The organism is Methylacidiphilum caldifontis (assembly GCF_017310505.1).
Classification (GTDB): Bacteria; Verrucomicrobiota; Verrucomicrobiia; order Methylacidiphilales; family Methylacidiphilaceae; genus Methylacidiphilum; species Methylacidiphilum caldifontis.
Map to the genome: position 1 here is coordinate 903,134 of NZ_CP065957.1, position 12,603 is coordinate 915,736.

Sequence of the window (12,603 nt, forward strand, 5' to 3'; positions counted from 1 at the left end):
ATAAAGCTGACAAATCCTTATTCTTTGGAATGATTGTGGGCTTTTCCTGAACCGTCTACCTTCTTTTTGCGTTTCGAAGAAGACTTTTCTTGCTGGCTATCCTTTTTCTTTTGGGCAGACTTAATCCTGGCCGGAAGAAAAGGCTTTACGAAAGCTGTAGTAAAACTATAGCCTTTTTGGAAATCTTTCATATCCCCCATTTCGGTTTTTCCCAACAGCCCATATAGATCCATGTTTTTGATCATCTGTCCAAAATCTTTGCAACTCTTAACCCCCCACTCATTGAGCACTAACTTGCTCATCGGTCCAAACTCCTTGAGTGCATAATCCCTTAATCCCTCTAGAATCTGTTTACCACTAAGCTGCTCAATCTTTTGGTGTTTCTGTTTCCCCATGGTCTTCAAGGTATATTCCAGGCCATCTCGAACAAAATAATAGCTTTCCTTCAAGTATCTGGAATCTTTCTCGACTATTTCTTCGACGATCGTTGTAAAATCACGTTTGCGCATACACTCACCTCATTGGTTTGCTCGTTAAATCAATAGACCTGTCCAGCAGAAAAACAGACAAATACCTATAACAACTTCTGGCTGCATGGGCTAAAACAAAAAGAATCACCAAAAAGAGAATCATCAGTTGTTCTTTAAGAGTCATTCTTGAATTAAACCATTTCAAGATTTATTCTTATTCTATAACTTCCATGGGTTGAATGAAATAATTTTATTCAATCTTCCGTTCTTTTTTAAAATAATCGATCTTAAGCATGAAAAAAACGAATCTTTTCTTTCGCGCAACGAACAAATAAGAATATTGTTTAACCCTTTGCTAAGAGGGAAAAAAAACTGGACAAGGACCGATTTTTCTGTGTTTCCTAAACAGTTTAGACCTTTGTTTAGAAAAAACTAGAATCTTTTGTAACTATTCTATGAGCCTTCATCTTTTAGTTCCTGAAGGGCACTTGCCCGAAGCCCTGATTTCTGAATATCACACTCGGTCTGGTGAGCAGCTATCTGCTGTTTTTTACACGGATGAACAACGAGCAGTTGAGGATATAAATCACCAGGATTTTGACTTGATTGCTATAACTGATCGGATGGCCTACCTGCTTATTAAACAGAACCTCCTTTCGCCCCTTCCCATAGAGATAAAACGGTTAGGACTGCTCGACCATAAATTTTTATTTCATTATTACGATCCGACTAATACCTATTGCTGGCCTTATGGTTGGACTCTCTTAGGCATAAGTTGGCTTCACAACCCCACTTTAAAGAACTATCCAACCCGTTGGATAGATTTGTTAAGTGCCAACTACAAGATCGACTATCCACCAAATGATCTTCTGAAAACCCTCATCTTTCAATCCCTTTTCCATGGATCACAAGCTCAAGCCTCTTCTTTTGTAAACCGACCTGCTGTTTCTTTTTCAGTTTACATCGATACCGTATCTGAGCTTTTAAAAAGAAATGAAAAAGAAAAGAATCGATTAGTTATTTTACCCAAGGATTATTCCTGGATTACCCTTTTCCATTGGGCGATTCCTCAAAAGAGCCATGAGCTAGAAAAGATCAAAACGGCTCTTTTGTTCCTCTGCACACCCCAGCAACAAGCCTCCATTCTTTCTTGCAACTGGCTAGGGGCTGTCACAGCTGAAGCCTACATGAAGACGGCCGAAATTCAAAGAAAATCTTCCCTTATCTATCCTCCTGCCACTTATTTGAATCTTTGTCGGTTCTTTCGCATGGACCATTATTTGCATAAAAGCGACTTCCAAGGCCTCTAGAGTCATGATGAGAAGAAAGAGGGAATTTTCCAAAGAATCGACTTGAATTCTTGCCCATAACCCTTTCTAATAGGAAGACTTTTTCTTCTGTTCCCCTTTTTCCTATGGCACGTTGGATAGATAAGTTAGAACAATTTGCCGTTGACGTTATCCTCGAAAGACGCTACGGGAAGCGGGCCACTGTTTTCCGTTGGTTTCTCTCCTTTTTATCCTTCCTCTATAATCCCATAGTCAGGCTGAGAGTTTGGCTTTACAAAAAAAGACTTTTACAATCCTATGAGCTTGGTTGTCTTGTCATTAGCGTGGGCAATCTGACGGTGGGAGGCACAGGGAAAACCCCCCTTGTCGAAAAGTTAGCCAAAGAACTTTCAACGGCAGGAAGAAAAGTTGCCATTCTTAGCCGAGGCTATAAAAGTGTACCTCCTCCCTTATGGGAAAGGCTTATAGCAAAGCTCAAGGGGAGCAAAGAATTTAGTCCTAGAGTTGTTTCAGACGGGGAAAAGATTTATCTCGATCCTCTCCATTCTGGAGACGAACCTTACATGCTTGCCAAAAACTTAAAAGGAGTAGCTATCATTACAGGGAAAAACAGGGTTAAAAATGGTCTATGGGCGATTAAAAACATGAATGTAGATACTCTTATTCTTGATGATGGATTTCAGTATCTTCCCTTAAAAGAGAGGTTGGATATTGTTCTCATCGACAGAGAATTTCCTTTTGGTAATCGACACCTTTTGCCAAGAGGAATGCTCAGGGAGCCCAAAGATCATCTCAATCGAGCTGACCTGATATTCATTACTAAATGTGATGGGTCAAATCTTTCATCCCTAAAAGAGGAGCTACGCAAGTTTAATAACCATGCACCGGTCATCGAGAGCATTCATAAACCAAAGTATCTTTTTCATGTTCTGACAAGGGAAAAAGAACCGCTCGAATATCTTAAAGGTTTAAAAGTCTCCGCTATTTCAGGCATTGCTCAACCTGAAAGTTTCGAAAAAGGATTAAAAAAACTAGGGGCTGAAGTGGTCTATACCAAATATTTTGCTGATCACCATTGGTTTTCTGAACAAGAAATCCTTCGTTTTATGGAAAGAAGTAAAGCCAGGAATGCTAAAGCGGCAATTACGACCGAAAAAGATGCGGTACGGATACCCACGACAAAACCCTTCATCTTACCTTTCTATTTTCTGAGGGTGGAAATAGAGATGCTTCAAGGTAAAGAGGCTTTTCAATCGATTCTTTTCGATTCCATTTCTCCTAGAAGGAAATATCGAATATCTTACCCAAGAAAGAGAACAGTGAGCAATGGATTGATTAATAGTTCCTTTCTTACGGGAAGATGTGAAAAAACCTCCAATGGATTTTGAACCTCTTCGAGGCCCTCTTTTGATACGTTCTCCAAATTGGCTTGGGGATGCCATAATGAGTTTGCTTGCGGTAACGGGAATCAAGGAAATAAGTGGATCATGTCCTCTGATCGTTGCTACACCCCAAAAAATTGCTTACCTATGGTCTCTTTGTCCATTTGTTGATGAAGTTTTGGAAATGGAAAATTCCAAAAATGTTTTTGAAAATGTCAAGCGACTGCGAAAGAAAAAAATTGGAACAGCACTCCTCTTTACCCGTTCGGTAAGAACAGCCTTAGAATGCAAGCTGGCTGGAATTCCAAAAGTTATAGGTTTTGGTAGAACTGATCAATCCTTTTTGCTGGATAAAAGAGTCATCATTCCGAAAGCTTCGGAGCTGGCCCATCAGTCCCAAATCTATATTCTGCTTGCCCAATTTGTTGGAGCAAAAAAAATTAATTATTCTTTGCCTTTTTTAAAATTACCCAAGCAGTGGCAGAAACCTCAAGAACCCATTATTGTGAGCGTCTGTCCGGGAGCTGAATATGGACCAGCAAAAAGATGGTTCCCCTCTTCCTTTGCATGGGTTTGTCAGCGTTTAAAAGAAAAATATGGTTGTCATATCCAGATCCTAGGTGCAGAAAAAGATAAAGCGGTTTGTCAACAACTCCAACAGGAGATTCAGTCGGCAGAAAATCTTGCTGGAAAAACAACTCTTAGTGAATTTATGGAACGAATTTTTAGATCCCATCTTTTGCTCTGTAACGACAGTGGAGCGATGCACGTGGGCTCTTTACTCAATACCCCGACCGTGGCTATTTTTGGATCTACAGACCCCCAAAAAACAGCTCCGATCGGAGGTCGTTTCCGAATCTTCTATAACAAGGTTCATTGCAGTCCCTGTTTTTTGAGACGATGCCCGATAGATATGCCCTGTATGCGTAATATTGAACCTCAAAATGTTCTTCAAGCCTGCGAAGAGTTCTTATCTTTAGAAACAAATCAAAAATGGCCTTGCGAATAATCTCATGGACGGTACCCAGGCAAAAGTTCCAAAGAGAACAGGAAAAGCTTTCGGAGTCGTTGGGATCGCGGTAGCCGCTTCAAGGCTGCTAGGACTCGTCAGAGAACTTGTTTTTGCTTCGCTCTTTGGCGCAGGAGCCCTTCTTGATGCTTTTCTTGCCGCTTTCCAAATCCCCAATTTATTGCGCGATCTTTTTGCAGAAGGAGCTTTATCAACCGCTTTTACCACCGTGTTCTCAAAAACTGTTGAAATCGAAGGAAACAGGAGAGCTTTTTTGCTTGCTAACAGGCTTTTTAGCGTATTGTTTGTTTTTCTTCTTTTTGTCTCCTTGCTTGGAATTATCTTGGCTCCCATACTTGTAGAAATCACCAATTTTGGCTTTCATAAAATTCCAGGAAAATTCGAACTGACCGTCCAACTTACCCGGCTCATGTTCCCTTTTATTCTTTTTGTTTCCTTAGCTGCATTGGTCATGGGCCTTCTTAACGCCTACCATATTTTCGGACTGCCCGCATCCGCATCAAGTGCGTTTAACTTTTCTTCCATTCTTTTTGGTGTTCTCTTTGCTTATCTATTCGATCCACAACAAAATATTTTTCATCCTCATTTCGGTCCCTCTTCGTTATATGGCATTTCTCTCGGGGTGCTTCTTGGAGGACTTGTTCAGCTCTGTATTCAATTTCTGGCCTTTCCCCAAATAGGCTTCAGATATTCATGGGATTTTAATACTACCGATCCAAAACTTCTTGAAATCTGGAATCTTCTCTGGCCCACGATGATTGCTGGGGCCGCTATCCAGATAAACGTACTGATCAACGGCATGTTTGCATCCGAAATCAATGGAGCTAGATCCTGGCTTAACTGTGCTTTTCGGCTTATGCAGTTGCCCATCGGCATCTTTGGCGTAGCGATCGCCACAGTCACCCTTCCTTCTGTTTCCAAGCAAAATGCTCGCCAAGACCATCTAGCCTTTAGCCAAACGCTTGAATCTTCACTAAGGCTCGCCTTTTTTTTCACACTCCCCGCAGCACTGGGGCTTATTTTCTTATCCGACCCGATTATCGCTCTCATTTATCAGCACGGCCGATTCAGTCCCTTTGATACAAGACAGACAGCCTACGCCCTCAAAGCCTATGCCATTGGTCTTTGCGGCTATGCCGGTATTAAGGTTCTAACTCCCTGTTTTTCCGCTTTAAATAAACCTCAGGTTCCTTTGCGTGTTACTCTTATCGGAATAGGAATCAATCTCTTATCCAATATTACTCTGGTTAAGGTCTTTTCCATGGGACACGTGGGTTTAGCCACCACGACCTCTTTAGTCAGTCTTGTCAATTTTATACAGCTTTATCTGTCCATCACCAAGTCTGTAAAAATGAGTGGTCTGAAGTCAGGGCTTTTCTTCCTCATAAAGATCGTTTTTTGTGGGTTTCTTTGTGCAAGCTCAGCTCTTTTTCTCTCTTCTTGGATAAGTAAGCTCTTTGGACATTCCTTTTTTTCTTTATTTTTTTCAACCCTCTCTGGAATTGGACTTGCCCTTATCGTATATCTTCTAAGTACCGTAGCCTTAGGCATCGAAGAAGGAAAAACTTTGCTGAGATTTCTATTTAAAAAATTTTATCGATGAAATAAGATAGGCTAGACTCGAAAAAATTTTTATCGGTTTTAAAGGATAATTTGAAATCAATTTTTTATGTCTGAAACTGAAAAGAATAGTAAACCGACTCGAAAGAAGAGCAGCACTAAAAAAACATCATCCCGTAGATTGATCTCCAAAACCAATGCAGATCTGTTGTTCGAATCTTCCCCATCACCTACCGACCTCAATCTGGTAGAAAATAAAATTGAACAGCTCAGTCAAGATTCTGTCCCTGAAAAAGAGCCAATTGATCAGATAGAAAAAAAGAATAAAGAAACAAAACTCGATGATCTATTGCAATATGAAGTTACTCATTCAGAGCCTCCTTTAAATAAAACATCACCTCTATCAACCGCTAGCTTTTCTTCCAAGGAAAAAGAGAAAGGGGAAAATTCTTCCGATTCTGAAAAAAAAGAAAAATCTATGAATACGGCCCCGAATCCTCATGTTAACACATTGAAAAAAAACATTGAAAAACAATCCCAAGAACAGCGTTCTGTACAAAAAATTCTTTCAGTTTTCCTCTTCAGCTTTTTCACTCTTATTGTCTTTGTCCTTATTCTTGCTGTGTATGGAGGAATGGTTATTTTTAAAAAGATTCACTCCCAAGACGTGCTCATCACCGAAGCCGAAAAAAAGTTACAGAATAGGATTGATCAGCTAAACAGCCTTTTTTTCCAACAAAAAAAGGAAATTGAAGAACTGGATACGTCTCTAAACCAAATCCATTCCTACATTACGGATACCGAAAAAGACCTTTCAAAAACCCGGTCCAGGCTTGACAACCTAGATTCAAAAATAGCGGACAATGCCCAAAAAATCCAACAACTCAGCACTGAGATAAAACAGGATAATCAAAGCCGGCTAAAAAAAGAAGATCTTCTTCTTAAAAGAATCACTATTCTTGAAGAAGAAAGAAAAAAGAATGGAAACGAGACTAAAAAATCAAAATCTTCTTCTAGCCCTTAGCAATGAGCCTTTTTACCGAACTGCGAAGGATTTCTCAAGATTGGTCTGCACGCATCCATAGGGCAAAAACCATTCTTTTCCCGCCCCAATGGGGAGAAGCGAAATGGCTTGAATTTTGTAAAGCGCTCTGTCTTTTTATCCAAGAAAAGGGGACAAGTTGGCAACAGGAAGACAAGTTATATTGGGATCTTCGTTGTCAACTTACAGATGGAGGGGAGTTAATATGCCAGGTTGAACAGGATGGCCATGAGAAAATATCCCTTGCCGTTGCCCAGACTGGAGGATTTGTTGAGTCAGGCCAGAGTTATGTATGGCTTCTTGCTGAACTTAGCAAAGAGGGGAAATTTCTAAAGGATCCCTATTTTGTCGATGGCATTTGGAAAGAGGCATTTCTTGTTTTTCTGTTACCACGTCATAAACAAGCTGCTTTTTTTCTTTGCGCCTTCAAAGAGATTGCTTCGCCCTTGCCTCTTGATCAATCCTTAGATGAAGTGGATCACAAAGAATTTTTAATGGATGGATAAGGAGCTCTTCTACCTAAGCCTACGCCGCAGTGCTCCACCTATAATCGCGCGGCGATTTAGGAGGTGGTGAAGCGGCGATATCGTCTGTCAGAGCGATTTTGTTGACATTGAATGGAAGTTTAGTATATTCACAAAATAGATTGGTGGCCGGGAACCGGCCAGGCGTGGAGAGAGGTAAGACCGGCAAGCATTCCAGCCAACCCGGCACTCCCGTAGAAGCGCGAAACTCACGCCATACCATTAGGTTGGCGGGAGTAGTTCATAAATAAAAGGCTTGAGTTGCTGATGCTCAATTGAGCTTTTCTTGAATTATTCTACCTGCTCCTATATAACAAGAAATATCCCCTGCAGGTACAACGCCAATGGGAGTTGAAAAATTACTTCTTCATCTTTTCTCTTCTCATGACCCACTAAGCTCGATAAAATAAAATCTTGTTATGGACATTGTTCACGATAATGATCCTTTAGCTTTAGAACTCCTAGACAGTCTCATCAAAAGCGGGGCTTTACTGGAAGGACACTTTTTACTTAGGAGCGGCCTTCACAGTCGGTATTTCCTGCAGTGTGCTCTTCTTCTTCAAAATCCACTGCTCTGTGCTCGGTATTCTTCTTATCTGGCTCAAAAAATACAACAGCTAGATGCCCAAACCATTGTTTCTGCAGCCATTGGGGGTATTCTCATTGGACATGAAGTGGCAAAGAAACTTGGATTGAGACATATCTATGCTGAAAAAGATAAAAAAGGAATGGTTTTGCGCCGATTTCAGCTACAAGCTTCAGAACGGGTAATAGTTGTCGAAGATGTCATGACAACAGGAGGAACGGTAAAAGCGATTATGGATAGCGTAAGGGCAAAAAAAGGGGAAGTCTGTGCTGTCGGTTGCCTTGTCGATCGCAGTGGAGGAAATATCGACTTTGGGGTGCCCTGTTTTTCTCTTTTAAAACTTAAAATTGAAACTTTTCCTGCTGAAAATCTTCCTGAAGATTTAAAAAAATCAAGTCCTGTGCGTCCCTAACCCCATTTATCTTTTCTCTTTAAAAAAATTAGGGAAGCAATTCTATTTTTTATTCATGGATTCAACGCTGAGCCCACTAGCCGTATATTCTTCATGATCTAGTTGAGGAGCAAGATCTAGATTTTCACTTTCTTTGGCCGAAGCAGGTCGACCTTCTTCAATCTGAATATAAGTCTTAGAAGAAGAGAGCGTCTTACCAGGAGGGATTGTCGCTATTTGCATTTCTTTTATCACATAGGCATCCCCAATGCGTTGTACACTATTGATATCTAATCTTTTGATAATTTGTCCCTCCTTATTGTAGCCTTCAACTCTCAAAAGCGCGTAATATTCTTCAGCAATCCAGTATCTAACTTTAGCATAAGCCGAGAGGATCGATCCGGGATAAGCATCAAAAGCCCAACAACTTAAGGTTTTAATGGAATCGGTTCCCAAGGGTTTAATCTTATCCCACCGGATAAAATCAAGACAGAGATCTTCATAACTTATGTCTGTGTTCAAAATGTGCTTTGTACGATTTAAGCCCGTAATGGGTTGCCAAGGTTCTGAGGGGCGGTTTTTATAGGCAACATAGGTATTATCAGGGTTTATTTCCACGTGTATCTGTAAGGGTAGACCAATAAAATGATATTCCATTGAGCGGTCATGAAGAATGAGAGTTATTGGATAGGTATCTTTAGCTGCTTGAATTGATCCTTTGAGAATGTAATCTTTAAGTCTGAAATTTCTCCAAAATCTACCCTGGATGAATTCAAGGGGAGGAGAAGGTTTGTCAGGATTAGGCTTAGACCAAAGGGAAAAGAGATAGTATGGGTTTAAAAAAAACAAAATAAGAAGAAGACGCTTACCCCAAAAGACCATTAATATATCTCCAGATTATTGTTCAACTTCGAAAAAAATACCTCTTTTATTAAGATAATCAACCTAGGGCTTCTTTAAGGAAATTTAAAAGCTTTTGACCTACCTGATGAACCTGTTCTTCATCCTTAGCCTCAACTAAAAGCCTGATTTTAGGTTCTGTTCCCGAGTACCTCAATAATACTCGGCCTTTGCCATTGAAAGCGGCCTGCAATTCATCCAGCAATTTTTTTAGCCCAACTATTTCTTCTAAAGGTTTTTTTTGTGCTATATCGATGTTCCATAATTTTTGGGGATAGCGTAGCCTATTTTTCCTTAAACTTGCGAGGCTCTTGCCCGTTGAACACATTATCTGCAACACCATCAAAGCGGTAAGCAGACCATCAGCAGTTCTTGAATAATGAAAAGGGATAATATGGCCAGATTGCTCTCCACCCAATGAGAGCCCTTCTTTAGCCAACGCATCGGCAACATTCCTATCCCCTACGGGTGTACGGAGGACCTTTATGCCCTCTTCAGCTAGAGTCTCATCAAGACCCAGATTGCTCATCACAGTCACAGCGATCGTGTTTTTAGCCAGTTTTTCTTTCTTTTTAAAATCAGAAGCAAGAATGCTCAAAATATCATCACCATCACAAAGCTCCCCATTTTCATCACAAAGAACTAACCTATCTCCATCCCCATCAAGAGCTATACCTACGTCTGCCCCAGCCATACGTACAACTTGCTGGATATTCTGTGGAAACATACTTCCACAGTTCAGGTTTATATTGATCCCGTTAGGTTCCTTTCCAAAAGGATAAAGAAAAGCCCCATAATGATCCAAAATAGCTGGTGCCGCCTCGAATGAAGCACCATTAGCTGTATCGAGTACAATTTTGAGCCCTTTCAAATTGATACCACCAGGAAAAAAACTTTTAAGCAGATTTTGATAATCCTGGAGGGGATTAGCCGCTAAAAAAATTTTACCCACCTGTGAGCCCGTAGGACCTTCAGAGCCCAGCCAATCAAAGCTATTTATTTCCCTTTCAATTTCTTTTTCCAACTCAATGCTAAGCTTTGCCCCATCATATCCAAAGAATTTAAGCCCATTGTCATAATAGGGATTGTGAGAGGCACTGACCATTACTCCTCCGATAGCCTCATAAATCTTGGAAAAATTTCCAACAGCTGGAGAAGGAATAACTCCGAGCTCAAAAACATCTACCCCCCTAGCTACTACTCCTGAAATAAAAGCATACTCGAGCATCCGGCTCGATATACGCGTATCTCTTCCCACAACTATCCGGGGTTTATTTTTAAGTGGACAATGGGTAGTGAGAACCTTTGCAGCAGCAACACCCGCGGCAAGAGCGATCTGTGGGGTCATGGGATAAAGATTAGCTTTACCTCTAATGCCATCGGTCCCAAAAAGTGCTTTTGCCTTAGGGTTCATGTAGCCCTCTATTTCAATAATCGAAGAGAAGTGAGCAGTTGATCCAAGGATCCTGGCTCTATCGACTCCTTGAGAATAATCCAAATTGCAACCGCTAGGACCAGGGAAAACAATTTCTGCTTCCAGTGAGAAAAGATGTTCATTATCGTTTCGCCGGAAAAGTTACCTTTTGTCAAGTTTTCCATTGATCAGATTGGCCTCGTAAAGGTTTTCAACACCCTAATCAATAACATGTTGCCAGGGGAAATTTCAAGTTATTTGTTCACTCCAAAAACCTGGTTAAACAAGTATCTGAGTTAGTTTTGCTCTAAGCCCATCGGGATCAAAATGCCTTTCCATTTTTCCTTTGTATGCCACCGAAATAACACTTGTGACCTCAGAGATAACTACGACTACCGCATCGGTCTGTTCACTTAACCCTAAAGCAGCCCTATGCCTCAGTCCCAAAAGTCTTTCCATCTGTTCGACCTGGCTCAAAGGAAAAATGGCTGCCGCAACAACAATCTGATCACCCCTGATAATAACTCCCCCATCATGAAGTGGAGTTCTTGGATAGAAAATAGTGACCAGTAGATCCGCGCTGACCTGAGCATTCAAAATAGTCCCTGTGTCCCTTGCAGGCATAAAAACATCATCTTGTTCGATCGCGATCAGTGCCCCTATGTGTTCTCTCTGGAGAATTTCAGCCGCATTGACGATATGTTCAATGACTTCAGATTTCTGTTGCCTGCCAATATGAACAACGCTTCTACGACCCACTTCTGCAAAAACTTGACGCAGCTCCGGTTGAAATAAAACCACAAGGGCAACAAAAAAGGAGGGAGAAAAAAGCCTAAGCAGCTCAGTCAGTACTCTTAAATGAAACACGGAAGAAAATAAAGTCAGTCCCACAAGGACTACGATGAGTCCCGTCAATACCTGGAATCCCCTGGTTCCCTGGAGCAACTTCCATATTTGATATATGGCGGTGGCGATAATCAAAATTTCCAGTATCCCAGAGATGGGAAATCCGAATAATTTCATTGTACAAAACCCGTATCCCAGAGTTTCTCCAGAAATTCTCTTGCCGCTACAGCCGTCGCAACATCATGCACTCTCCAAATTTCCACACCCATCAAAAAAGCAACTGTTTGCGCAATGATATTCATTATTTCAATATCTACCCCATGTTGTTTTGCAAAAAATTGCAAAAAACTTTTCCTTGATACTCCGATCATAAGTGGCCTTCCTAAATCAAGAAAACGATTTAATCTTCTCAGCAAAATAAGATTGTGGGTCCTGTTTTTTGCAAAACCAAATCCCACGTCACAAACAATTCTTTCCTTCGCTATCCCCATGTCAAAACACCGCTGGAGCCGATTGTAAAGCTCAGCAAACACTTCTTCAACCACATCCCCGTATTGAGCATCTTTTTGCATTGTCTTGGGTCTTCCACGAGAATGGACAAGGATATAGCCAACATTTTCAGCTGCAACCACCTCTAGGATTGACGGATCCCACCCACCTCCTGAAACATCATTAATGATATCCGTTCCTTCTTCTATAGCCATTCGACAGACCGCCGCTTTATAAGTATCCACTGACAAGGGCACAGTCAATTTCATCCTGCATCTTTTAATGACGGGAAGAAGCCTTGAAATTTCTTCCTTTTCACTCACGGGTTCTGCCCCTGGACGTGTAGATTCGGCTCCAAGATCAATAAAGTCAACCCCACTGTCTTGCATCCAGAGCGCTCGATCAACAGCCCTTTGAGGGTTTATAAATTTGCCCCCGTCAGAAAAAGAATCTGGGGTTAAGTTAATGACACCCATAATCATGGGCCGCCCCACAGGAAAATGGAGTATTTTTTTTCCTAAATTCCATTGCATCTCTTTTTTTAACATGGCTTAAAATAAGAGGAATTAAATTTTTTTCCTTTAAGATATTTTGAGAAATGTTTCGAGTTTAAAGATTTTTCTATAGGGATGCTAAAATATAGCCTGCGGAAGGCTCTTTTTTTTCATCTCCTTCAATAG

Annotated in this window: 12 protein-coding genes; 7 read left to right on the forward strand and 5 right to left on the reverse strand. The window is 40.9% G+C overall.

Translation table 11 applies throughout. The annotated features are described in order from the left end of the window. Positions 1–17 precede the first annotated feature (17 nt). Complete coding sequence (locus IT6_RS04280) at positions 18–509, reverse strand: Minf_1886 family protein (RefSeq protein WP_206828083.1); 492 nt, start codon at positions 507–509, stop codon at positions 18–20. Positions 510–925: 416 nt separating this feature from the next. Between IT6_RS04280 and IT6_RS04285 the strand changes: the two genes are divergently transcribed. From IT6_RS04285 to pyrE, 7 genes are all read left to right on the forward strand, one after another. Beyond that, the gene (locus IT6_RS04285) at positions 926–1,780 is read left to right on the forward strand and encodes a type 2 periplasmic-binding domain-containing protein (RefSeq protein WP_206828085.1); all 855 of its coding nucleotides are present in this window, start codon (positions 926–928) and stop codon (positions 1,778–1,780) included. Positions 1,781–1,884: 104 nt separating this feature from the next. Then, entirely contained in the window at positions 1,885–3,147 is a 1,263-nt protein-coding gene (gene lpxK, locus IT6_RS04290; protein WP_206828491.1) for a tetraacyldisaccharide 4'-kinase, read from the forward strand. Further along, the gene (gene waaF, locus IT6_RS04295) at positions 3,137–4,150 is read left to right on the forward strand and encodes a lipopolysaccharide heptosyltransferase II (RefSeq protein ID WP_206828086.1); all 1,014 of its coding nucleotides are present in this window, start codon (positions 3,137–3,139) and stop codon (positions 4,148–4,150) included. The genes lpxK and waaF overlap by 11 nt, the downstream gene beginning before the upstream one ends. Before the next feature lie 4 nt (positions 4,151–4,154). Next, complete coding sequence (gene murJ / locus IT6_RS04300; RefSeq protein WP_134440598.1) at positions 4,155–5,774, forward strand: murein biosynthesis integral membrane protein MurJ; 1,620 nt, start codon at positions 4,155–4,157, stop codon at positions 5,772–5,774. A gap of 66 nt (positions 5,775–5,840) precedes the next feature. After that, positions 5,841–6,755: a hypothetical protein gene (locus tag IT6_RS04305; protein WP_206828088.1), complete on the forward strand. Its 915-nt coding sequence runs from the start codon at positions 5,841–5,843 to the stop codon at positions 6,753–6,755. A gap of 2 nt (positions 6,756–6,757) precedes the next feature. Further along, the gene (locus IT6_RS04310; protein WP_134440596.1) at positions 6,758–7,279 is read left to right on the forward strand and encodes a hypothetical protein; all 522 of its coding nucleotides are present in this window, start codon (positions 6,758–6,760) and stop codon (positions 7,277–7,279) included. A 437-nt stretch (positions 7,280–7,716) separates the two neighbouring features. Then, positions 7,717–8,295 carry an orotate phosphoribosyltransferase gene (gene pyrE / locus IT6_RS04315; RefSeq protein ID WP_134440595.1) on the forward strand — a complete coding sequence of 193 codons (579 nt, stop codon included), beginning with the start codon at positions 7,717–7,719 and terminating at the stop codon, positions 8,293–8,295. A 42-nt stretch (positions 8,296–8,337) separates the two neighbouring features. Here pyrE and IT6_RS04320 read toward each other — a convergent pair whose 3' ends face one another. The 4 genes from IT6_RS04320 to folP form a co-directional block, all read right to left on the reverse strand. Next, entirely contained in the window at positions 8,338–9,156 is an 819-nt protein-coding gene (locus IT6_RS04320) for an outer membrane lipoprotein-sorting protein (protein ID WP_206828090.1), read from the reverse strand. 58 nt (positions 9,157–9,214) lie between these two features. Continuing rightward, positions 9,215–10,672, reverse strand: a complete 1,458-nt coding sequence (gene glmM / locus IT6_RS04325; protein ID WP_242524338.1) for a phosphoglucosamine mutase — start codon at positions 10,670–10,672, stop codon at positions 9,215–9,217. A 195-nt stretch (positions 10,673–10,867) separates the two neighbouring features. Further along, positions 10,868–11,611, reverse strand: coding sequence for a diadenylate cyclase CdaA (gene cdaA / locus IT6_RS04330; protein WP_206828092.1), 744 nt, complete (start codon positions 11,609–11,611; stop codon positions 10,868–10,870). Then, entirely contained in the window at positions 11,608–12,456 is an 849-nt protein-coding gene (folP, locus tag IT6_RS04335) for a dihydropteroate synthase (protein WP_242524339.1), read from the reverse strand. The genes cdaA and folP overlap by 4 nt, the downstream gene beginning before the upstream one ends. Positions 12,457–12,603: the final 147 nt, after the last annotated feature.

Bases quoted from the DNA above. Each gene is read 5' to 3' on its own strand.
- IT6_RS04285 (WP_206828085.1), top strand. From the start codon at position 926: ATGAGCCTTCATCTTTTAGTTCCTGAAGGGCACTTGCCCGAAGCCCTG.
- cdaA (WP_206828092.1), bottom strand. From the start codon at position 11,611: ATGAAATTATTCGGATTTCCCATCTCTGGGATACTGGAAATTTTGATT.
- pyrE (WP_134440595.1), top strand. From the start codon at position 7,717: ATGGACATTGTTCACGATAATGATCCTTTAGCTTTAGAACTCCTAGAC.
- IT6_RS04305 (WP_206828088.1), top strand. From the start codon at position 5,841: ATGTCTGAAACTGAAAAGAATAGTAAACCGACTCGAAAGAAGAGCAGC.
- lpxK (WP_206828491.1), top strand. From the start codon at position 1,885: ATGGCACGTTGGATAGATAAGTTAGAACAATTTGCCGTTGACGTTATC.
- IT6_RS04310 (WP_134440596.1), top strand. From the start codon at position 6,758: ATGAGCCTTTTTACCGAACTGCGAAGGATTTCTCAAGATTGGTCTGCA.
- IT6_RS04320 (WP_206828090.1), bottom strand. From the start codon at position 9,156: ATGGTCTTTTGGGGTAAGCGTCTTCTTCTTATTTTGTTTTTTTTAAAC.
- murJ (WP_134440598.1), top strand. From the start codon at position 4,155: ATGGACGGTACCCAGGCAAAAGTTCCAAAGAGAACAGGAAAAGCTTTC.
- IT6_RS04280 (WP_206828083.1), bottom strand. From the start codon at position 509: ATGCGCAAACGTGATTTTACAACGATCGTCGAAGAAATAGTCGAGAAA.
- waaF (WP_206828086.1), top strand. From the start codon at position 3,137: ATGGATTTTGAACCTCTTCGAGGCCCTCTTTTGATACGTTCTCCAAAT.
- folP (WP_242524339.1), bottom strand. From the start codon at position 12,456: ATGCAATGGAATTTAGGAAAAAAAATACTCCATTTTCCTGTGGGGCGG.